Here is a 25816-nt window from a genome sequence, read left to right on the forward strand (position 1 = left end):
AATGGTTAGCGTAGGTACTTCTTACGGCGGTGGCGAAAACATGGTTAACGCCGGTGTAACATTACGTATTGGCGATGGCGAAACTCAGAAATACCCATCCAAGAAAGTAATGGCTCAGAAGATTAACGATTTGGAATCCGTAGTAGCAGACCAAAACAATAAGATTGAAGAGCTTACAAAACTTGTAAACACTTTGATTAACAATAAATAATTAAAGTTTGTATCATAAGTTAGTGCTAGTTCTGATTGATAGATACCATTCCATATGGGAAAAATCAAATAGCCTAATAAAAGAGTCGTGGCGACTATATCGCTGCGACTCTTTTGTTTTTCATAATTCATTAGTTTTAATAAAATAAAAATTTTTGAAATAGACTAATTCATGGGGAGGAAATGCCGACTTTATTGGTGTTTATATATGTCAGAAATTTAATGATTTAATGAAGTCTATAAGCTATAGTAAATGAAAAGAAGATGATTTCTTGATAGATTAATGTAAAATATGATAAAATTATATTGTTTCAAATATATAGATGAGTATTGAGTATACTCGAGAAAAAGGGATTATTACAAATAGCATAACGTAATTTGCTGACTTTTAATTATGAAAGAGTGGTTAAATTATAATGTGCGCTGGTAGATTTGTAATATATTTTTTTAGTCTTTTTATGAAGAAAAAGACGCTTGGGGATAATTTTAAGGGTGTTTGTTGATTAAGGAAAGGATTTAGTGTATGAAGAAAAGTGTTAAGATGACCCTGTTTGCTTTGGGCGTGGGGACGACTTTATTGTATGGTGGAATTGGTTCTGTGTATGCTGTTTATGATGAAGCCACTAATACTGATACGTTAACAAATCAGATGGTTAGTATTACTCGAGGAAACACGGCAATAGGTGATTTTAAATCCTATGATCATTCAGATCGTAATTTGGTAATCAATTGGAATCAAGAATCAAATACTTCTCGAGCAGATGGTGCAGCTATTCGCGACGCGGAAGTGACGGCTAAAAACTTGACGATTGATGCCAGTTTTAGAGGGAATAAATGGACGGATAAAGGGATAATCGGTGGAGATGCAAGACAAAATACCATCATCAATGTGAGCGGAGATATTAATGTTAAAGCCAATAATGATGCGGTGTATACTGAATCCGGAGGAAATGTAACTTTTGAAGGATTCAAAAATTTAAACGTTACATCTACTGGTGGTAATTTCGGTATGGTTGATAATGGACAAGGTATCACCGTTAAGGGGGGCGAAGGTAGTACGGTTAACATATCTGCTTCGTATTATCCGGCAATCGGAAATGGTATACGTGCTTCGTCAAGTTTTTTTGGAACTGAGCTTGGTAAAGGGATTTCTATTTCGGCAAATACTATTAACTTGTCTGCTCAAAATTATTTTTCTATATATGCCGGTAGAGGCACGAATGAAGATAAGTCGTTTAATGTTAATTTAGATGCCGATATCGTTAATTTAACTGGTGGCATTAGTGCAGCCAGAGGTGGGAATGTCGTTGTTAATTCCGAACGAAACGGTGTTGTCAAGATAGATAAAGCCGGCAGCTCTTATAGTATTTATGCAAGATCTGCAGAAGCTGTTAATAATATTACGTCAAAAGTATCAATCGGTGAAAACTCACGAAATACAGTACAGATAACGGGAACAATGCAGGCAACCAGTAAAGGAGCTTCCATTTTAGTTAATGCTATGGAATCTGGTTCCTTTATTCATTCCGGCGAAGAGGCATCTGAAACCGGTGAAGTAACTACGGATGCAATTCAAGCGGTTCAATACGGTGATGTTAGCGTACACTTGGGTGGTGCCGATTCTTATGTTTATGGCAATGTAATGGCAAATACTAATGGTGCGGCTAAAGTTTATATGAGTAATAGTGATTCCTATATAAACGGTAACTTAACAGCGAATAATAATGGGGGTGTGCTAGTTAGTGCATCTGGTAGCGATTCTTATGTAAAAGGAAATATTACTGCAAATAATGCAGGTACTGTAACCTTGGTTATGTCCGGTGATAATGCAAAACTTATCGGAGATATCAACGCAGCCAGAGGTACTGCTACGTATCCTGTACCGAAAGATGGTGCTGATATTTCCGTGAACCTTTCCGGTAACAATGCATCGCATGTAGGTGATATTATCGCAGAAGGGGATAATACGATTGATGCAGCTTATACCGGTAACGGTTCTTCTTTAACCGGTAATGTAGTTAACAGCGGCAATACTAATTTAAGATTTGCCAATAGTTCTACTATGACCGGCGATATCGAAAATACTCTCAAAGTATATACCGGTACAGCGGTTGAGCCGTATGAAGGACAGCTTACCGCAACATTTGAGGAAAAATCCTCTTTGATTGGAGACATCGATAGTACTACAGGTTCGGCCGAAGTTCTTTTCAACGGTAATAGTGCTTGGGCCGGTAACCTTTTTGTTGGTGGTGGTACGACTGCAATCAATTTAGATAACAGCAGCGTATGGAACGGTTCTTCTACGGGTATTGGTAATGTTTCGTTAGATAATGGCTCGCTTTGGAATATTTCGAAGGACAGCAATGCCAATAGTTTGACTTTGAGTGATGATAGTGTAGTGTCCTTGTCCGGTGAAGCTAATCATTTAGATCTCAACAGTCTTAACGGCACAGGTACATTCCTTATGGATGTAAGTTATCAGGGGGATGATGTAACTACCTATCGTGAAGGCGATGCCAGTGATTATATTGCTGCCCATGATGGTGATGGCAGTACACATACTGTAGTATTTAATGTAGATAAAAATGTAAACAGCATGGTTGATAATAGCAAACTTTATTTTGCTACAACGGCAGCTAATACATCTACTTTTGCATTGAATCAGGCAATTGAAATCCAGAACACCGATAAAATCTATAATAAACATTTAATTTTGAAAAACGAAACTGAAACAGGTATAGATGACAGCTATGAAGGCTATAATGATTGGTATTTAACTACTGACAGCTCCAAAGGGACTAACGGTAATACTATAAATCCGAATGGTACTGTACCGGGAGCAGCTTATACTGCAGCCTTTGCGCTTTGGCGTGATGATGATACATTGTTAAAACGTTTGGGTGAACTTCGTTTCGACCAAGCTGAACAGGGCATCTGGGCTCGTTTTATTAATAAACGCTTAGAAAAAGACGGAACTTACGGATTCAGCGGTAACTTCAAAACTATGCAGGTCGGCTATGACAAAATGAGAAAAAATAGCGATGATAGTACTTGGTATTACGGTGCGGCTGTTTCTCATACTTGGGGCGATTCTGATTATACCGGTGGTAACGGTTCTCAGAAGACCAATGACTTGTCATTATATGCCACTAAATTACAGGCAAACGGTAACTACTTAGACTTAGTAGCTCGTGTAGGCCGCATTGACTCCGACTACACAACTTCTTATGGCGATCGTGGCGAATTCGATAACTGGGCAGGCAGCCTAAGTACAGAATTTGGCCGCAAAATGCCGTTACAAAATGGTTGGAGTGTTGAACCGCAAGCTCAATTAACATATAGTTATTTGTGGGGCGACGATTATAATACTGCTAATGGTGCAAAAGTTTCACAAGATAGTGCAGACAGCTTAGTAGGTCGTGTAGGCGTTGTTTTAAGCCGAGACTTTGAAAGCCAGGCAAACAAATTAGGTCGTGTTTACTTTAAAGCGTCCTTATTGCATGACTTCTTGGGCGATGTGGATGGCCGTATAACGGATGATTTCACATTCACGAACTCTTCCGACTTAGGTGATACTTGGCTTACGCTTGGCTTAGGTACAAATCTACAGTTAGGTAAAGATACTAATTTCTACCTTGATGTGGAACGAAACTTTGGGGCAGAAGTTGAAATGGACTATCGCTTCAACACGGGCGTTCGTCTAAACTTCTAAGCCGCAAGTATAGTTGCGTATATATTTAAAACTAAATAGAGCAATATGTTGTGTATCATAGAATGGCACTTTACGTATTTTAATTAAAAGAGACTCAAGGCATCTATAGTGCCGGCTGAGCTGAACTTTTTCCGAGCAACCTGAATAGGTTGCTCGTTTTTTTATGGTGAATCTTTTATTAAACATGAAGCGATCAAAACATGAGGTGCTTATTAAACCACGTAATAGTTAGAACAATCTGGCACATATAATCACTTGTTAGAAATGATAATTAATCGATTAAATCGGAGAAGCTGTAGTTACAGTGTTTATTGTTGAATGTCCTTTGTATGAATACAAAATAGTATTAATAGTATATAGTTCAATTGTATAAGTCTTATTTTAAAATCCACATCCATAAAAGTGATAAAAACTTGATTAAAATATGATTTATGAAAAATTCATATGAAGAATTTATGAAGTTAAAATTTTAAATATTTCGATAAAACAGTAAACAACGGCGTTTTAATGCGATAAAATAAGGAGGATTGACACTGATTAAAATTTTTAGTGACGCCGTCAGTTTATGAATTAATGTTTTCTTCATTGACATTCGAAAAAAATCGATATAGAATGAATTGTGTAAGATGAGTTTGATGTTCGTTCGGAAAGAACATCAGAATAATAAATGATAGATTTTTTATAAATCTTAAAAAGAGATGAATGAAATGAATCTCTGCGCATGTATGTTGCGTAAATGGCTCATGAAATGCTCAGAGAATGAAAAAACAAAAGTGTGTTTTAAGTATTGTGTTTGATTAAAGGAGAGATTCATTATATGAACAAACAGTATAAAGTTATTTGGAGTAAAGTAAAAAATACATACGTAGTAGCGTCCGAATTTGCTAAGTCTAACGGCAAATCTGCATCTTCCAAGAGCAGTGTAGGTCGCAATTTTGGTGTGGCTTTAACTGTAATGGCTTTATCTTTGGGGGCAACCGGTGTTGTAAATGCGGCGGCTAATACAGAAGGTACCGGCGCAGGCGTTGCAGTTGGTACATCTTCCGAAGCAACCACGTATATGGCTGCAGCCATCGGTAATTCGGCGAAAGCAACCGGCTCCGCTTCAACAGCGATTGGCTATAATACTAAAGCGTCTGCTAATAATACAGTAGCTCTCGGCAGTAGTGCGGAGGCATCCAATACTTCGGCTGTTGCTATTGGTAATAGATCTAATGCATCGGGTAGCAGCAGTGTAGCTATTGGACCGAGTGCTGCAGCATCCGCGCGATACAGTACCGCCCTTGGAGCATCTGCGTCCGCAACCGGTGATTACAGCTCTGCTTCCGGTTACCAGGCAAATGCTTCCGGTAATTATGGTCTTGCTAATGGTTATCAGGCACAAGCAACCGCTTACTATACAACGGCTGTCGGCTACCTTTCTAAAGCAACCAGCTCCAGTGCATCCGCTTTCGGTAACGGTGCTACAGCTTCCGGTTCGTACTCTGCAGCTTTGGGCTACAACTCTGCTGCTGCAGGTAGTTCTGCCATTGCTATCGGTAACGCCGCTAACGTTGCTTCTACGGCTTCTAATTCTGTTGCTATCGGTAAAAGTGCAACCGCTACGTCCAGCAACTCTGTTGCCTTAGGTCAGAACTCTTTAGCTGATACTACCGGTGTTGCCACAACAGGTTATTTAACAAACGAAGCATTCTCAGCAAGTAACGGTGTTGTATCTGTAGGTAATGCTGAGTATACTGATGCAAGCGGTAAGACTGTGGCTGAAAACCGTCGTCGTATCACCAATGTTGCAGCCGGTGCTGACGATTACGATGCTGTTAACGTGGCCCAGCTTAAGGCATTGGAAAGCAACGTAAACACTAGCATCACTACCTTGAATACTGATTTAACTTCTAAAATTGATGCAAATAAAATCTCTTATGTTTCTATAAATTCTGCCGCAAGCGGTAATGCAAATAATGACGGCGCAACCGGTTCTAATGCAATCGCAATCGGCCCGACTTCCACAGCATCCGGCACATTAGCTACTGCATTAGGTGCGTCTTCCGCAGCATCTCATAACTATGCAACAGCCTTGGGTACTGCTGCGACAGCTAAAAACGCATCGTCCACAGCTGTAGGTTATAAAGCGACAGCTGAAGCTGTAAATGCGACGGCTGTAGGTAGCGATACCACGGCCAGCGGTTCCAGCTCAGTGGCTCTCGGTGATGAAGCCAGTGCAACCGAAGACTATGCACTTGCTTTAGGCTATAAAGCTGACGGTTCCGGCAACTCTGCTGTAGCAATTGGTCGTTCCTCAACGGCTTCTGCCGATCGTGCGTCTGCATTAGGTTATAGCGCTAAAGCGACCGGCCTTTACTCAACGGCTCTTGGTAACAGCACAACTGCCAGCGCTGAACGTGCGGTAGCTATCGGTAACCAGGCGTCTGCTACCGGTTTGAGTGCGATTTCTATCGGTAACCGTTCTTCCGCTTCCGGCGCTACGGCTATCGCTATCGGTTCTACATCTACAGCAGCTAACGGCGGTGTAGCACTTGGTATTTCTTCTAAAGCAACCGCTTCTTCCTCCATGGCATTAGGTCAAAACTCTTCTGCTACTGAGTACCTTTCTATGGCTCTTGGTAATTTTGCATCTGCATCTGCCAGAAATGCCATTGCTATGGGCTATTATGCAAAAGCGAACAACGTCAGCTCCACAGCTATCGGTAACCGTGCTGAAACAAACGGCATTTACTCCTTAGCTTTCGGTGACCGTGCGTATGTTGGTGCTGAATCCTCCGGTGATGGTTCCAGCTCCGATGTGTCCGTTCCTAACACTCGTAAAAATACGGTAAGTGAAGAACGTATGACAAATCCGCTTGAATCTGATAAATACAGCTTCTCCATGGCTTTGGGTACTGATGCGAAAGCATACGGTTACCAGGATACAGCGATTGGTGGCGGTGCTGAAGCTTACGACACTAACACATTGGCAGTTGGCTTCACAGCGAAAGCAAAAGGTCATTTCTCCAGTGCCATCGGCAGCCAGGCTTCTACAAGCGGTAAATATGCAACAGCAGTGGGCTTCTTGTCCAATGCATCTGCTGAATCTGCCAGCGCGTTAGGCGATCAGACTACAGCTAACATCGCAGGCGGTGTGGCTCTTGGCAGCAAATCCAAAACTAACGTAGCATCCGGTGTAATCGGCTACGATCCAAGTGGTACGATTACTTCCCAGGCTGATATCTTGGGCAGCAACCAGGCTACATATACACAATTACAGTCTGATATTGCAACTGCACAATCTACTGTAGACAGCTTGTCCAGCGAAGTAGTTGCTTTACAGACAGCTAAAAACACAGCAACTGGCGATGATTTGACTTCGATTAACTCTCAAATCACTGCAAAAGAAGCTGAGCTTTCTACAGCACGTGCTACATTGGCAAGCCTTCAGGCTCAGTCCAATGCGCTCATTTCCACATGGCAGTCCACAGGTGCCGCTGTTTCCGTAGGTAACAGTGAAACCGGCTTGACTCGTCAGATCACTAACGTAGCAGCAGGTACTTTAGATACTGATGCCGTTAACGTGGCACAGCTTAAAGCCTTGTCTACACAAGTGGCACAGAGCGTTGAAGCAATCACATTGGATGCCGGTAAAAATATCAATATCGACTCCGGTAATAACATCAACTTAAACGACAAAATTACTTTAAATAATGCAGACGATGCAACTAATCAGGTAACTGTTGACGGTACTACATCCACAATTAGTGCAGGTACTGATGCTAACGAAGTTACCATTAACGGTGGTAATGCAACAATTACAGCCGGTACTGGTGACAACCAGGTTACTATCGACGGCTCTAAAGGCCAGGTAGTTATTGGCGATGCAGCTAACGGCGGTATCGTAATGGGCAACCAGGAAGTGACTACAACTAACGGTTCCACTGAAAGCGGTAAATTCATTACCGGTCTCGACAACACAACTTGGGATCCTAACAACTACGTGGCTGACCGTGCAGCAACTGAAGGTCAGTTGGCTCAAATCGCAGGTAACATCAGCGATATCAACACAAGCATCGATACAATTAACAATGCAAAACGTGGTTTCGTAAGTGATTCCGGTGAAAAGATTGAACTTGGTAAAGATGATGTGTTGAACCTTAAAGGTGGCGCTGACACTTCCAGCTTGACTGATGGCAACATCGGCGTTGTAAACAACGAAGCAGGCAACGGCTTTGACATTAAATTGTCTTCCAAATTGTCCGGCCTTGACAGCGTAGACACTAAGACTTTAACTGCGAGCGAAAAAATTGCTGTAGGCTCCGGCGATACAACAACTTCTATTACCGGTGACACTGTGACAACTTCCTCCGTAGTAACAGGTAACACAACTGTAAATAACAGCGGTGTAACAATTAAAGCAACTGATTCCTCCAAATCTGATATTACACTTACAAACGATTCTATCAGCATGGGCGGCAATCAGGTTCACAACGTAGCAGCCGGTACAGCGGATACTGATGCAGTAAACGTTAGCCAGTTGAACAGTGCTGTAACCAATATTGGTGGCAACATGAACGTTATGAACAACCGAATCAATGATTTGGATAATCGTGTAGACCGTGTAGGTGCCGGTGCAGCAGCCTTGGCAGCATTACATCCATTGGATTACGATCCAACATCCCGTTGGGAAGTAGCTGCCGGTGTAGGTAACTACAAAGGCGCTAACGCCGTAGCAGTTGGTGCGTTCTACCGTCCAAATGGCGACACAATGTTCAGTATCGGTAGCTCTTACGGCGGCGGTGAAAACATGGTTAACGCCGGTGTAACAATGCGTATTGGCGCAGGCCAGACTACAAACTTGGGTTCCCGTTCCGAAATGGCTCGTGAAATCAATGACTTGAAATCGACTGTAGAAAAACAGAAAACTGAAATCAACGAATTGTCCGGCTTGAAATCCGTAGTATCCGAACAACAAGACCGTATCGAACAATTAACTCAACTTGTTAACCAGTTAGTTGCCAGCAAATAATATATACCAATAGTAATTGTTAAATAGTATATTCCCGACGGTACATGCCGATGGTATGTACCAACGGGATCATACTAACTAATAAATGCTAATAAGTACTTACTAAACAGTGAACGTTAAACAGTAAACACTTACTAGTAAATATTTTAATTGGTAAGGGCAGCGTGGTGCAGGGAGAGACATTGTAAGGTAACATATCGTAAGGGGCGATGTGTTGGGGGAGACTAAACGTAGTGATAACAACTAAATATAGTGGTAACAACTAAATATAGTAAACGATTAAATATAGTAGACGACTAAATATAATAGTAAAAACTATATATAGTAAAAGACTAATTATTGTGAAAACGATAATAGTTTGGGGTAAAGCGACAGCAAGTAATCTTGCTGTCGTTTTTTTGTGCCAAAAAGTAAGCAGGAAACATACAGAAATAATTATTACAGAAAAAAATATGAAACAGTCATTACTAAAAAAACATAAAATAATCATTACCGAAAAAACGTGAAATAATTGCAAAAGAAAATATGTAAATGATGAGAATAAAAGAATCGCATTAACAGTTGATAAAAGATGAATAAAATATGAAGCGATATCAAGGAGAGTTTGAAGAAAATATGAAAAAAGTAAAAATAAAATAATACACGTCTTTGAAAATAAAAGCGAAGAAACAAGTAAAATTAAGGAATGTTTGCATATAAATACATTGACATTGAATCGTCTTGATTATAGAATTAATTTAAAGAAAGGATGAAGATACACTGATAATAGACAAGAGCAATCAAAAAAATAAAGACGACTTGTTTGAAGTCGATGTTAAATCAATTAAGTTTTTTAATGCCGGCGATGAAGCTATATTGGCGGCAATTTTAGAATTCTAACAAGTTTTCAAAAGAATTTTGAACATTTTATCAAGAAGTGATAGGAATGATAAGAATGAAAAGAAGATAGAATGTGACAAATCAGTATCGATTCCGCGTTGTTAATTGTAGTGAAGGGAGAATTTTTAGCTTTATGTAAGCTGGAATTGAAAACGCATAGGGGGAAGTCAAATGAATAAGCAATACAAAGTCATTTGGAGTAAAGTAAAAAACAGTTATGTGGTAGTGTCAGAATTGGCAAAACAGAATGGCAAGAGTAGTTCGACACATAGTAAGTTTGGTCAAAAAATTGGTGTGGCATTGGCTGTCCTGGCTCTTTCTATCGGAGCGACAGGTTTGGTTAGTGCGGCCAATAATGCGGATGGTAGTGGCAGTGGTGTGGCCGTGGGGTCTGGATCCTCGGCTTCGGATGCTGCCAGTGTAGCTTTAGGTGATGGGGCGACTGTCAATGTTGCCGGTGGGGTAGCGCTTGGCTCTTCTTCTGTCGCAAATATTAGTTCCAATCAAATTGGTTATATTCCAAGTGCTACGACTTTTGATCGCACTGAAATATTTTCGCCTACATGGCGATCATCTTTAGGTGCTGTATCTGTAGGGTTTCAAACTGCCGGCCAATCGGCTTTAGTGACTTGACAAATTGTTGGCGTGGCTGCCGGTACTCAAGATACGGATGCTGCCAATATAGCACAATTAAAGAAATTAGATACTAAAATTGAAAAACACAGAGTCCATTACTTTGCCGTATCGACTACTGATAAAGACAATGATGAAAATGTTAATGCTTTGGGTACTGATTCTATGGCTATTGGCCCGAGTGCCAGAGCAAACCTTACTAGATCGTTGGCTATCGGTAAATCAGCTGGTGCCTATGTTAATGACGGCGTTGCTTTGGGGGCTAACTCATACAATATTGTAACATCCGGTATACGTGGCTATATCCCTACATCGGTAACGTTAACTGAAGAGCAACAAACTACGCCGACTTGGCGTGCTACTATGGGTGCTGTAGCCATAGGTATTACGGCAGAGGATTCTACAGGTGCGATTACAACAGCAACCGGAACGCGTCAAATTGCGGGCCTGGCTGCCGGTACACAAGATACGGATGCCGTTAACGTGGCTCAATTAAAAGCGCTCAATGACAAAGTTGATGCCAATAAGATAAACTATGTTTCCATAAATACTATTTCCAGCGGAGACAATGATAATAAAGATAATAGTGGTGCTACCGGTGATGATTCTGTGGCCATTGGTGTGTTTGCTGAGGCAACGAAACCTAATGCAACAGCTATGGGGGCTAAAGCTAAAGCAACTAATTATAATACTATTGCTTTAGGGGATTTTGCTAATGCGTCCGGTATAGGTTCTACCGCTGTGGGGGATTATGCTAAAGCGTCCAGTCATTCAACGGTAGCGGTAGGCAGTGATGCCAATGCAACAGGGCTGGAATCAATTGCTGTAGGTCATACAGCAAAAGGTACCGGCTATCAGGCAACCGCTGTTGGGAGTGAAGCTACGGCATCCGGTATTAATGCCTTGTCTGCGGGCTTTGGTTCTAGTGTAAAAGGTCAATTTGGCAGTGCGTTTGGTAGTGCGGCTGCAGCGGATGGAGATTTTGCCACAGCCACCGGTTATGGGGCTAAGGCAACGGCTAACTCGGCAACGGCCTTAGGTGAAAACTCAACGGCTTCTATTGAAGGCGGTGTAGCTCTCGGTAGCTATTCCAAAACAAATGTAAACTCAGGTGTCTTGGGTTACGATCCAAGTGATAAGATTACAACACAAGAAATCTTACTTGGCGATAATAAAGACACCTATGATAATTTGCAATCTGAAATCACTACTGCCCAGAGTAATGTATCATCATTAGCTAAACAAATCCTTGATTTACAAACTGAATACGATACAGCGAATGATACACGTCGAGCTGAAATTGTTAATAAAATAAAAGACCTTAATACACAATTTTTGGCAGCACGTGCGGATTTACAAGACAAAGAATCGGCAGCCAATAAGCTCGTATCTACCTGGCAGGCAACCGGTGCCGCTGTGTCTGTTGGTAATAGCGAAACGGGATTGACACGTCAGATTACTAATGTGGCGGCCGGTACACAGGCTACCGATGCGGTCAACGTAGCACAATTGACGGCCTTGAATGATAAGGTTGATGCTAATAAGATTTCTTATGTATCTATCAATACTAAAAAAGAAGCTAATAAAGATAATGATCAAGCAGGTGTGCCGGATGATAAGTCCAGTCGCGATGCGGCAGTTATTGGTTCAAATGACATTACGACAGGTCTCGGCAATTGGAATCTTGTTGCAACAGGTTTTGGAAATACCATAAAGGATATCTCCTATGATGCTAATACTGATAGCGTAACTGAGAAATTGGTGAATAACACCTATGTATATGGTAATGAAAATATTGCGCGAGAAGGTGTTGTTATTGGTAGAAGAAATATTGTTACCGGTAAAAGCAGCAGTTCTAGTAATGTTGCCATCGGGTTTAATAATAAGAATTACGGTGAACGCAGTATAAATCTTGGCAATTACACGTTAACAAACGGAGTAGATTCAATTGCTGTCGGCTTTAGTGCCAAAGCTCCTAAAACAGATGCTATTGCAATGGGCGGTGCAGCTCAAGCTAATCAAGTCGGTTCGATTGCTATCGGTCAAGGAGCAGTAGCCAATACCGGTGGTTTAGCATTAGGCTATAATAGTTTGGCAGATAGGAGTTCCGGTTCCATCGGTTACTTCACTACATTGGGTTCGACAGACCAAGCGGCTATAGCAGAAAAATTAGGTAAAACCGCTGAGTATAATCAGTTAGTGGACACGATTAACGGCTATTCCGACTTAGCGGCTCAAGAAAGCCAATACCGCGCTTATATTAGTGAACGACAGAATAATGAAGATTTATTAAGTGCTGAAATAGAAAATCTCTATAAGAATCCTGAAGGTAGCGCTGCCTATAATGCTAGTTTAGCTAAAATTAGAGCGTATCAGCAGAAGATTAAGGAAAATAATGATGGTGAAAACTCTTTAAGTAGTATTGTTTCGACAAACAACCCGGATTATGTGAAATTACAGGCGGCTCGTACAGAGTTGAGAAATATGTTTGCTGCATACATGTCGACTGCAGACGCTGTTTCAGTTGGTAATACAGAAAAAGGCATCTATCGTCAGATTACCGGGGTAGCTGCCGGTAGCGAAGATACAGATGCCGTTAACGTAGCCCAGCTAAAAGATGTTGGAACAACCGGCCTTAACTTCAAGGGTGATGATGGCACTACCGTTGTTCATCGTGATTTAGGTGAATCGCTCAATGTTATCGGCGGTAATACCGATGCCGATTCTTTGACGGATAATAACATCGGTGTAGTAGTTGATGCTGCAACAGGTACACTTAACGTTAAATTGGCTAAAAATTTAACCATGGGTGATGGTAGCATTACCTTTGCGCCTACCAGTGCAAAAGATGCTGAAGGCAAGGCTTTGGTCCAAGGGGAAGACGGTAAGTGGTACTCTGATCTATCTGATGCTACCTATGATGCAACGAATAATATCTATACTAAATCTGATGGTACTACTGTAAGTGCGGTAGAAAATCCGGTAATTTCAGCTGTTACGTTGACCAATACCGGTCTCGACAATGGCGGTAATAAGATTACTAATGTAGCTGCCGGTACGGTAGATACAGATATCGTTAATTTAGGTCAACTCAAAGGTAGTACGATTGGATCCAGTAAAGTAGAATACACAGATGCCGGTGCAGGTACTGTGACTTTGACGATGCAAGATGGCAAGGAAGTTAAGATTAACGGTTTGAAAGATACTTATGTTAAAGAAGGAAAACTTGAAAACAACACGTTAACCTTTACCCGCAACGACGACTCATCCTTTGAAGTCGGGAACATTGCGTCTAAGAGCGAAATGGATACAGCCGTTAAGGATGTTAACTTGAAGTTCACCGGTGATAATACGGATGAAGATGCAACAATCACTCGGAAAAATGGTGAAACCCTTAGTGTTCTTGGTGGGGCTAAGGAATTCACGGCGGCTGATAACATCGGTGTCGTAGCTGATACTGATAAGGGTACACTTAACGTTAAATTGGCTAAGAACGTTTCTATGGGTGACGGCAGTATTACCTTTGCTCCTACAGGTGCAAAAGATGCTGAAGGCAATACTTTGGTACAAGGCCAAGATGGCAAGTGGTATTCTGACTTGTCTGATGCTACTTACGATGCAACGAATAATGTTTACACGAAATCCGACGGATCTACTGTAAGTGCGGTAGAAAATCCGGTAGTTTCGGCCGTAACATTAACCAATACCGGTCTCGACAATGGCGGTAATAAGATCACCAACGTAGCTGCCGGTACGGAAGATACAGATATCGTAAACGTGAAACAGCTCAAAGGCAGTACGATTGGATCGAGTAAAGTAGAATACACCGATGCCGGTGCAGGTACTGTAACTTTGACAATGCAAGATGGCAAGGAAGTAAAGGTTAACGGCTTGAAGGATACCTACGTTAAAGAAGGGAAACTTGAAAACAATACCTTGACCTTTACCCGTAACGACGATACCTCCTTCGAAGTGGGCGACATTGCGTCTAAGAGCGAAATGGATACAGCCGTTAAGGATGTTAACTTGAAGTTCACTGGCGATGATACGGGTGAAACTGCTACCCTTACTAAGAAAAACGGAGAAACGCTCAACATATTTGGCGGAGCCAGCAAATTCACAGCGACTGATAACATCGGTGTCGTAAAAGACGGCGAAGCCCTTAAGGTTAAATTGGCTAAGTCTATCTCCATGGGTGACGGTAGTATCACCTTTGCCCCTACTGGTAAAGATGCTGACGGCAATACTTTGGTACAAGGGAAAGACGGCAAGTGGTATTCCGATTTAAGTGACGCTACTTACAATGCAACGAATAATGTTTACACGAAATCTGACGGAACTACTGTAAGTGCGGTAGAAAATCCAGTCGTCTCGTCCGTTACCTTGACGAATACCGGTCTCGATAATGGTGGTAATAAGATTACGAATGTAGCTGCCGGTACGGTAGATACAGATATTGTTAATTTAGGGCAACTCAAAGGTAGTACGATTGGATCCAGTAAAGTAGAATACACAGATGCTGGTGCAGGCACCATTACTTTGACTATGCAGGATGGCAGTAAAGTTACGATTGATAGCTTGAAAGATACCTACGTTAAAGAAGGGAAACTTGATAATAACAAGTTGACCTTTACTCGCAACGACGACACATCCTTTGAAGTCGGGGACATTGCGTCTAAGAGCGAAATGGATACAGCCGTTAAGGATGTTAACTTGAAGTTCACCGGTGATGATACGGATGAAGCTGCGACCCTTACTAAGAAAAATGGCGAAACTCTCAACATATTTGGCGGAGCCAAAGAATTCACAGAGGCTGATAATATCGGTGTCGTAGCTGATACTGATAAGGGTACACTTAATGTTAAATTGGCCAAGAATGTTTCTATGGGTGATGGTAGTATTACCTTTGCTCCTAATGCTAAAGATGCTGAAGGCAATGCCCTGGTTCAAGGTCAAGACGGCAAGTGGTATTCTGATTTGTCCGATGCTACCTACGATGCGACGAATAATGTTTACACGAAAGCTGACGGCACTACTGTAAGTGCGGTAGAAAATCCGGTAGTTTCAGCCGTTAAACTGACCGACAAAGGTCTCGATAATGGCGGTAATAAGATTACTAACGTAGCCGCCGGGACGGAAGATACGGACATTGTAAACGTGAAACAGCTCAAGGGTAGTACAATTAAGTTCAGCGAATTGGAATACACTGATGCAGGTGTAGGTACAATGACGTTGACTATGCAGGATGGCAGTACCGTTGAAATCGGCGGCTTGCAGGATAAATACATTAAGGGAGCTAGCCTAGATGGTAATAAGTTAACCATTACTCGTAATGATGATAAAAAATTTGAAGTAGATAACATTGCGACTACCGCTGATATCGTAGGTGAAAACAGCAAGGTTAATTTAAAATTTACCGGTGATGATACGGATGAATCTGCCACCCTTACTAAGAAAAATGGCGAAACCCTCAACATTCTTGGCGGAGCCAAGGAATTTACGGCAGCCGATAACATCGGTGTCGTAGCTGATACGGATAAAGGGACACTTAACGTTAAGTTGGCTAAGAATATTTCTATGGGCGACGGCAGCGTTACCTTTGCGCCTACTGGTGCCAAAGATGCTGAAGGCAATGCTCTGGTCCAAGGTCAAGACGGCAAGTGGTATTCGGATTTAACCGATGCTACCTATGACGCAACGAATAATATTTACACGAAAGCTGACGGAACTACCGTGAGTGCGGTAGAAAATCCGCTAATTTCAGCTGTTACGTTGACCGATACTGGTCTGGATAATGGTGGCAATAAGATCACTAACGTTGCTGACGGTACAGAGGATACGGACATCGTAAACTTGAAACAACTCAAGGGCAGTACAATTAAGTCCAGCAAATTGGAATACACTGATGCAGGTGTAGGTACAATGACGTTGACGATGCAGGATGGCAGTACCGTTGAAATCGGTGGCTTGCAGGATAAATACATTAAGGGAGCTAGCCTAGACGGTAATAAGTTAACCATTATTCGCAACGATGATAAAAAAATTTGAAGTAGATAATATTGCGACTACTGCTGATATCGTAGGGGAAAATAGCAAGGTTAATTTAAAATTTACCGGTGATAATACGGATGAAGATGCAACAATCACTCGGAAAAATGGTGAAACACTTAGTGTTCTTGGTGGAGCCAGTGAATTTACAGCAACTAATAATATCGGTGTAGTAGCTGATACTGACAAGGGGACACTCAATGTTAAATTGGCTAAGAACGTTTCTATGGGTGACGGCAGTGTTACCTTTGCGCCTACCGGTGCGAAAGACGCTGAAGGCAATACCTTGGTTCAAGGTCAAGATGGCAAGTGGTACTCTGATTTAACGGGTGCTACCTATGATGCAACGAATAATATCTATACTAAATCTGATGGAACTACTGTAAGTGCGGTAGAAAATCCGGTCGTTTCGGCCGTAACATTAACCAATACTGGTCTCGATAATGGTGGCAATAAGATCACTAACGTCGCAGCAGGTACAGAAGATACAGATATCGTCAACCTCGGTCAGCTTAAAGGCGGTCTGATTAAATCCAGTGACGTAACGTATGCGGCTGACGGATCGGGCACGATTAAATTGACGATGCAGGATGACAGTACCGTTGAAATTGGCGATCTGAAGGATACCTACGTTAGCAAAGCGAAATTTGAAAACAACAAGTTGACCTTTACCCGTAACGACGATACCTCCTTTGAAGTCGGAGACATTGCGTCTAAGAGTGAAATGGATACAGCCGTTAAGGATGTTAACCTGAAATTCACCGGTGATGATGTGTCTGAAGATGCAACAATCACTAGGAAAAACGGTGAAACCCTTAGTGTTCTTGGTGGAGCGAGTGAATTCACAGCAGCCAATAACATCGGTGTCGTAGCTGATACGGATAAGGGGACACTCAACGTTAAGTTGGCTAAAAACGTTTCCATGGGTGACGGCAGCATTACCTTTGCGCCTACCGGTGCTAAAGATGCTGAAGGCAAGGCCTTAGTTCAAGGTCAAGACGGCAAGTGGTACTCCGATTTAACTGGTGCTACCTACGATGCGACGAATAATGTCTACACCAAAGCTGACGGGACTACCGTAAGCGCCGTAGAAAATCCGGTTGTTTCGGCCGTTACATTGACCAATACCGGTCTCGACAATGGTGGTAATAAAATCACCAACGTTGCCGCCGGTACGGAAGACACGGATATCGTCAACTTGGGTCAGCTCAAAGGCGGTCTGATTAAATCCAGTGACGTAACCTATGCGGCTGACGGTTCAGGCACGATTAAATTGACGATGCAGGACGGCAGTACCGTTACGATTGACAGCCTGAAGGATACTTACGTTAGCAAAGCGAAATTTGAAAACAACAAGTTGACCTTTACCCGTAATGACGATACCTCCTTTGAAGTCGGGGACATTGCATCTAAGAGCGAAATGGATACAGCGGTTAAGGATGTTAACTTGAAGTTTACCGGTGATGATACATCGGAAGATGCTACAATTACTAAGAAAAACGGTGAAACACTAACTATCTATGGTGGTGTAGCCGCTAAGGATGCTGACGGTAATAGCTTGTTAACCGATGTGAATAATGTTGGTGTTGTAAAAACTGAAAATGGTTTACAGGTTAAATTGGCTAAAAATTTATCCGGTATTGATAGTGCCCGTATTGGTGGTACGGTGAAAGATGGTGCCATTAGCGGTGGTATTTACATTGCTAACCAATCCGTAACCTATACTAAAGATGATAAAGACGGTAAAACCGAAAGTGGATTATACGTCACCGGCCTGACCAATAAAGATTGGAATCCTTCAACGGATGGTATCGTAAGCGGTCGTGCTGCTACGGAAGATCAATTGAAAGCGGCTTATGATGGTCTTTCTTCGACCATCACAGCTAATAAGGTTGTAGCAGGGGATAATATTACCGTAACACCACTGGGAGATGGTTCAGGTACAAAAATTTCTTTAAGTGATAATTTAGCTTTTGGAGATAAAGACGGTAAGAACATAGCAATTAACGGCAATGACGCTATAATCAGTGCCGGCGATGGTGGCTCTAATAAAGTTGTCGTTGATGGAGCTAATTCGACGGTAACGGCTGGCACCGGTGCCAACCAAGTAGCTATTGACGGTACTAAAGCTGCTATTACAGCCGGTTCTGGAGATAATAAAGATGCTGTTGATGGCTCCAAAGGCCAAGTAACGATTGGCGAAGGTAATAGCACTATCGTAATGGGTAACCAAGATGTAGCTGTTACGAATGCTGACGGTACACCTAAAGTTGATGCTAATGGCAATGCTGTAACAGAAAAAGGAAAATTCATCACCGGGCTCGAAAACACGACTTGGAAGCCTGATGAAAACGGCTACGTTCCCGATCGTGCCGCTACAGAAGGTCAGTTAAACGATATCGTTGGCAAAGTGGATGGTAAAATTAATGGTATTAATAAAGATATTGAAACTATCAATAAGGCTAAACGTGGTTTTAACAGTGATACCGGTGAAAAAATTGAACGCGGTAAGGATGATGTATTGGACCTCAAAGGTGGAGCTGATACTACTAAGTTAACGGAAGGTAATATTGGCGTTGTAAATAATGCGGCTAGCAGTGGTTTTGACATTAAATTGTCTAAAACCCTCAAAGACCTTGAGTCTGTAACTTCGAATGCAGTAACGACCAATGAATTAACCGTTTCTGAAAAAGCCAATATTGGCAATGTTTCCATTAGTAACGACAATGTAACCATTGGCACAGGTGACAGTCAGACGGTTATTTCTAATAAGTCTGTTACGACCGGTTCCGTAACGACAGGTAACACAACTGTTAGTGACAGTGGTGTAACGATTAAAGCTACTGATTCTTCGAAATCTGATATTACTCTTACCAATGATGCAATCAGCATGGGCAGTAATAGAGTTCAAAATGTTGCTGATGGTGTAGAAGCAACGGATGCTATTAATAAAGGGCAGTTTGACAGTGCTGTAAATGCAATCGGTAACGGCATGAACCAACTCGGCAATAGTATTAACAAGTTGGATAATCGAGTTAATCGTGTAGGTGCCGGTGCAGCCGCACTCGCAGCTTTACATCCGCTGGAATATGATCCTGAATCGAAATGGGAAATTTCTGCCGGTGTAGGTAATTATAAGAGTGCAAGTGCCTTGGCATTAGGCGCATTCTATCGACCTAATAGTGACACTATGCTCAGCTTCGGTAGTTCCTATGGTGGCGGAGAAAACATGGTTAATGCCGGTGTAACCTTACGTGTAGGTGCCGGGGAAACTCTAAAATACAGCTCTAAACGTGAAATGGCACAGAAGATTAATGATTTAGAAACTGTAGTAGCTGATCAAAAAGGCGAATTAACAGATTTGAAATCAGTAGTGGCAGAACAAAAAGACCGTATTGAAGAGTTGACCAAACTTGTAAATGCTTTAGTTAATAAATAATTAGTGAGTGGTTAGAATAGAAGACGATAGGAACTGACAAGTAAATAATTTTAAATCGACCTCTTGAGGTTAGACGTAAAACGCTAACTTTGGGAGGTCGGTTTTTATATTAGGAAAAATTCTAAAATAGTTAACAATTATAATGCTTTGTTATCTATGCAATATAATTGTTTAAATATAAAAACGATGAAAACGAAGTAAATGAATTTTTATAACGAAGTGTGAAATTTTAATAGTGAGAAAGGAAGGATGATAGAATAAAGAGTATTTGAAATATATTTAATTTAAACGATTAATAATTATAAGAAACTATAATTAAATATAACTTAGTAAAAATTAAAATTAAATGAAGTGAATAGAGCGAAATAATATGAAGTAAATTATATATAATAAGATATCTGTTTTCGTTATGAGAATAGAGAAAATATTAAAATGTAACTCCGGTTTAATGATTAATCACGTTACTATATAAAAGTATCAAAGTAATATCGATAAAATAAGGATAGTTTTAAAAATAGATATTTAACATGGCGTGTAGAAAAAAGTGCTTTGAAAGTTGACATGTTAAAATTTTAAATATAAAATTAAGATGAATGTTAGATTAATTTTAATATGCAGTGATTGGTGAGGCGTGTTGTTGATAGAGGATGTTTAATAAGGAAAACAGGATTATTTATTTTAGAAATTTAGAAAAACTGAATAAGGTAGAAAACTGCAAACTGTAGGATTTAGCAAAAATGGATTCACTTTTTACTTTAACAAGAAATGTTGTTAAAACTTATATTTATTCGAGTTAAGGGAGGCGTTTGAATGAATAAGAATTACAAGGTTATTTGGAGTAAGGTAAAAAATGGTTATGTAGTAGTTTCTGAATTAGCTAAAAATAATGGCAAAGCATCACAGAGCAAAATGGGGCGTAATATAGGCGTAGCTCTATCGGTGCTGGCTTTGTGTGCAGGTATGACAAGTATTGGTTATGCGGCCGATACGGCAACGGGGACGGGATCCGGTGTTGCATATGGGACCAGCTCTGAGGCGACGGCGACTACGAATACTGCAATAGGGCGTTCGGCTAAAGCAACAGGTAGAGAACAGGCAGTTGCTGTTGGTAATACTGCGACTGCATCTGATGCATATACCACTGCTATTGGTAATGGAGCTAATGCAACAGCTTCTTTTGCTACCGCTCTTGGTTACAAAGCAGCGGCAACCGGTTCTTCAGGTACAGCGATTGGTAATCAAGCTGAAGCAGGGTATTTGGCTACGGCTCTTGGTAAAGGAGCTAAAGCAACTGGGAGTACAAGTATAGCTGTTAGTGATGAAGCTGAGGCATCCGGGAAGACTAGCATGGCTATTGGGAATAAGGCTAAGGCTTCCGGTAGTAATAGTATAGCTATCGGGGTGGGGGCAAATTCTTCAATTTCCAATGCTATTGCGATAGGGTTATCAACGGTGGCATCCGGTAGCAATGGCGTTGCAGTAGGGAATAAAACTGAAGCTACGGGTGGTTCTTCATCTGCTTTTGGTGTTGAGTCTAAGGCAACTGCTTCGGAATCAACTGCCATAGGTTTTAAGTCTACGACGGCATCTCGAGAATCACTTAGTATGGGACGTGGAGCTGTAATTGGTTCAAATGCTGACCGTGCTTTAGCCGTGGGGTACAATGCGTACATCGGTGATGAAGTTACGCCGAGTACGGCGGTTCATGATAATGGGGTAGCTGTAAGCGGTACAACAAAAGATACGGCACAGAACTATACTAGACTTAAAGACACTATTGCTATCGGGTCAGAGGCTAAAGCCTATGGTTACCAGAATATTGCGATGGGAGCCGGTGCTAATGCGTTTAATAATCAAACGGTGGCAATCGGTAGAAGTGCAGAAGCTCGAGGGGAGTATTCTTCTGTACTCGGTTATAAAGCTGCAGCCGATGGTAGAGCTGCCACTGCCTTGGGATTCGGGGCCCGTGCCTATGGTCGAGGTGCAGTAGCTATCGGTCAAGAAGCCATTACAAATACATTGGACGATTCCGCTGAGGTAGAATACAGTGTTGCTATTGGTAATAGCGCCCGTGCTGCCTCTAATTATTCCGTTGCCCTAGGTTCGCTTTCGTTAGCTATTATTGAAGACGATGTGGCGACAAAAGCATATTTGACTGATGAAAAGTTTTCAAAAAACAACGGTGTTGTTTCTGTCGGCAATAAAGCCTATACTTTAGGCACCCATGAATTTGAAGCAAATCATCGCCGTATTACTAATGTAGCCGGTGGTGCTGATGATTATGATGCGGTTAACGTGGCACAGCTTAGAAAAGTGTATGATAAAGCTACGGATAATGAAACCAAGATATCTAAATTATCAAATGGTTGGACGCTGGCTGTAGATAAAGGACCGGACGTTAAACAGGCTGCAGATGCCACTGCAGAAGGTGTATCGTATGATGTTACTGCCGATGAATTCGTTACTTTGCAGGCCGGTAAAGGTATCAAGTTAAAGCAAGATGGAGCTGATGTGCAAATCGGACTTAAATTTATCGACGTGTATGCGGGTGGCTATCCTGTTAATGATGCTAAAGCAACCGGTGCTGCTGCGTTGGCGGTAGGTCAAAACAGTGTTGCTGATGGGATGCAAAGCACAGCCGTTGGTTTTGATACTTATGCCGGTCAGTATTCTTTTGCTGGTGGTAATCAGGCAGAGGCCGATATGGGATCGGTTGCTATTGGTGCCTATGCGAAGGCAAAGACTGAGCACTCTATTGCTATTGGTATAGCTGATGAATTTGATGATGGTAGTGGTACAAAGGTTCGTAAAAAAGTTGATAGTAATTCTGCCATGGCCGTTGGTAGTTATTCCTATGTAGGTGAAAACTCTAAGGAATCTAATGCTATCGGTTTTGAAACAGAAATCACTAATTCGGTGAATTCAACAGCCGTCGGCAGTTATGCCAATATAGCTGATTCTACAGGTGCTAATGCTTTTGGGTATCTTGCAAAAGTAACTGGTTCAGATTATGGCACAGCATTCGGTAATTATGCGACTGTGACTAATGCCAAAAATGCTGTTGCCATCGGCGTATCTTCAAAGGTCGACGGGATTGAAAGTGGCGTTGCCTTAGGTGGATTCTCTGTGGCTGACCGAAGTGCCAGAGAATTTGGTTACGATCCATCGACAGGCACGACGTTTGTATTAACTCAGGAGATGCAAACTGCCTATACGGCATGGCAGGAAGCTTCAAAAGCATCCGTAGCTGATCCAGATAATGCAGATAAACTTAAAGCAGCTGAAGAAGCAGCGAAAGCATATCGAACCCTTGTCGGTGCTTGGGAATCTCACTTAGGCGCTGTTTCTGTCGGTGACAGTTCGCTTGGCGTTACTCGTCAGATTACGAATGTAGCTGCCGGTACATTGGATACTGATGCTGTTAACGTAGCTCAGTTGAAAGCAGTAAACAGTAAAGTTGACGCCAATAAAATTAGTTTCTTTAGCGTAAACCCTGAAGGCTTTGTTGTAACAAGCAATGAAGACAATAAGGGCGCTACCGGTGCTCATGCAATGGCAATTGGTGTAGATGCTTCGTCTAGTGGAATTCAAAGTATAGCGCTTGGTAAAGGTGCTGCAGCAAGTAGCGGGGATGCCATTTCTATTGGTACTCAAAGTAAAGCATCAGGTGGCACATCTACTGCTATAGGGGAACGAGCAGAGGCCACAAGTTCAAATACAATAGCACTTGGTTCAGGTTCTAAAGCAACCGATAATTATGGTATTGCTATAGGCGCGGTTTCGCAGGCAACAGATTTACAAACTATTGCAATAGGACCGTTTGCATCGGCTTTAGAGGAAGAGAGCATTGCTATTGGTTACTTCGCCACGGCATCAGAGGGGGCCTATGGTGGTGTTGCAGTTGGGCGTGGTGCCGGTGTTACGTCCGCAAATGGGTTGGCTCTTGGACGAAACGCTGTTGCTACAATGGCAAATGGAATTGCGTTAGGCTCATATTCTGTTACAGATCGTGATGGAAATTATCTTGGCTATGATCCGAATGTGGGTGGAGATTTCGTTTTTACTTCAGAAATGCAAGCTGCAATGGACGCTGCGAATGAAGCCATTTACAATCGTAATCAAAATCCAACGCCGGAAAATGATCAAAAAGCTCTAGAGGCTATGAAAAAATATCGTTTGGCTGTGGCTCCATGGGTATCCGGTACAAGTGCTGTATCTATTGGTAATAAAGAAGAAGGTCTTACTCGTCAGATTACCAATGTGGCAGCCGGCTCTAATGATACGGACGCAGTGAACGTGGCTCAGCTTAAAGCGTTAGATGCTAAAGTGACGAAGGCAGCTGCTGATAGTGCGCTAACAGCCGGTAAAAACATTCGAATCGACTCCACAACCGATGACAACGGTGTTAAGACTAACACTATCAACTTAGAAGATAAAATTACCTTAGGTGATACTACTGACACCGCTAAACAGGTAACCATTGATGGTAATGCAGCAACTATTACCGCAGGTTCTGGAGATAATCAAGTCGTTGTTAATGGATCTGAAGGCCAAGTGACAATCGGTGCCGAAGGTAGTCAACTTGTTATTGGGAAACAAGCCGATACGGCTACCGATAAAGATGGTAATTTGATTAATCCGAATAAGACAGGCAACTATATTACCGGTCTCGACAATACAACTTGGGATCCTGAAAAGAATGGTGTCGTTAGAGATCGTGCCGCTACTGAAGGTCAGTTGAGTGACATCGCAGGTACAGTCGGCGAGATTAGTGAAGGTATTAAAAACGCTACGAGAACAATTACTGGTGACGGTGACACAAAAGTTGTACTCGGTAAAGATGATGCTTTAAGTCTCACCGGTGGCGCCGACACAAGTTCATTAACAAACAATAATATCGGTGTAGTTAATAACGGCGAAAAAGGTTTTAGCGTTAAGTTATCCTCCAAACTTACCGGCCTTGAAAGTGTATCCACAAAGACATTAACGGCCAGCGACAGTATTACGGTAGGCTCCGGTGATGCGACGACGGTTATCAGCGGTAATACAGTAACTACCGGTTCAGTAACTGCAGGCGATACGACAGTTAACAGTGATGGCCTGACGATTAAAGATGGCCCATCCATTACGAAAGACGGTATTGATGCAGGTGGTAAAACTATTTCCAATATTGGCGAAGCTAAGAGTCCGACTGATGCAATCAATAAGAGCACGTTCGACAATACAGTTTCGAATATTGGTTCCGGCATGAATCAGTTAGGCAACCAAATCAACAAACTGGACAACCGCCTAGATCGCGTCGGTGCCGGTGCAGCAGCTCTCGCAGCGTTACATCCACTGGACTACAATCCAACGACACGTTGGGAATTTGCAGCCGGCGTTGGTAACTACAAAGGGGCTAATGCGGTAGCGGTTGGTGCGTTCTATCGTCCGCATAGTGATTTGATGTTCAGTATCGGCAGTTCCTACGGCGGCGGTGAGAACATGGTTAATGCCGGTGTAACATGGCGTGTTGGTGCCGGTCAAACTGTGAACTATTCATCTAACCAGGCTATGGCTCAGGAAATTACCAGCTTACGCGGCGTAGTAGACAGCCAGCAGTCCATGCTCAAGTCACAGAATGAAAAAATTGAAGCACAAAGCGTTCAATTGGAAGAGCAAAAACAACAGATTCAACAATTGCTGGAAGCTGTTGCGGAGTTAAGAAAATAATCTGAGAAATTAGTTCAAGCCGATGAGTTAGTATAATAAGTTAATAAGATGGTTTAACGAGAGACGTTACCGTAAAGGGCAGTAGCAAATACTGACCAATCAGTTGAGGCCGGGGCTTATGCTCCGGTCTCAATTATTTTTAAATATCAACTTGAATCGAGGCGGTAAT

The 25816-nt window shown here is 42.0% G+C and carries 6 protein-coding genes and 1 pseudogene; all 7 read left to right on the forward strand.

The genetic code is table 11. The features are described 5' to 3' along the window. Positions 1-211 (forward strand): annotated as a pseudogene (locus tag KHZ77_RS05025) (hypothetical protein); the annotation flags it as partial. A 522-nt stretch (positions 212-733) separates the two neighbouring features. Further along, entirely contained in the window at positions 734-3922 is a 3189-nt protein-coding gene (locus KHZ77_RS05030) for an autotransporter outer membrane beta-barrel domain-containing protein (protein WP_295196313.1), read from the forward strand. 817 nt (positions 3923-4739) lie between these two features. Continuing rightward, positions 4740-8936, forward strand: a complete 4197-nt coding sequence (locus KHZ77_RS05035; protein ID WP_295196315.1) for an ESPR-type extended signal peptide-containing protein — start codon at positions 4740-4742, stop codon at positions 8934-8936. Between the two features lie 1050 nt (positions 8937-9986). Then, a complete protein-coding gene (locus tag KHZ77_RS05040) occupies positions 9987-10448 on the forward strand; it encodes an ESPR domain-containing protein (protein ID WP_295196317.1) in 462 nt (153 codons plus the stop codon). Positions 10449-10460: 12 nt separating this feature from the next. Continuing rightward, positions 10461-16496 carry a hypothetical protein gene (locus KHZ77_RS05045; RefSeq protein ID WP_295196318.1) on the forward strand — a complete coding sequence of 2012 codons (6036 nt, stop codon included), beginning with the start codon at positions 10461-10463 and terminating at the stop codon, positions 16494-16496. After that, entirely contained in the window at positions 16480-19935 is a 3456-nt protein-coding gene (locus KHZ77_RS05050) for a YadA-like family protein (protein WP_295196320.1), read from the forward strand. The genes KHZ77_RS05045 and KHZ77_RS05050 overlap by 17 nt, the downstream gene beginning before the upstream one ends. 810 nt (positions 19936-20745) lie before the next feature. Next, entirely contained in the window at positions 20746-25647 is a 4902-nt protein-coding gene (locus tag KHZ77_RS05055) for an ESPR-type extended signal peptide-containing protein (protein ID WP_295196322.1), read from the forward strand. The last annotated feature ends 169 nt before the right edge of the window (positions 25648-25816 follow it).

The sequence above is a fragment of the Veillonella sp. genome (genome assembly GCF_018364065.1).
Lineage (GTDB): Bacteria > Bacillota > Negativicutes > Veillonellales > Veillonellaceae > Veillonella_A.

Excerpts from the sequence above, each read along its gene's own strand:
- KHZ77_RS05040 (WP_295196317.1), top strand. The coding sequence starts at position 9,987 with ATGAATAAGCAATACAAAGTCATTTGGAGTAAAGTAAAAAACAGTTAT.
- KHZ77_RS05030 (WP_295196313.1), top strand. The coding sequence starts at position 734 with ATGAAGAAAAGTGTTAAGATGACCCTGTTTGCTTTGGGCGTGGGGACG.
- KHZ77_RS05035 (WP_295196315.1), top strand. The coding sequence starts at position 4,740 with ATGAACAAACAGTATAAAGTTATTTGGAGTAAAGTAAAAAATACATAC.
- KHZ77_RS05055 (WP_295196322.1), top strand. The coding sequence starts at position 20,746 with ATGAATAAGAATTACAAGGTTATTTGGAGTAAGGTAAAAAATGGTTAT.
- KHZ77_RS05050 (WP_295196320.1), top strand. The coding sequence starts at position 16,480 with ATGATAAAAAAATTTGAAGTAGATAATATTGCGACTACTGCTGATATC.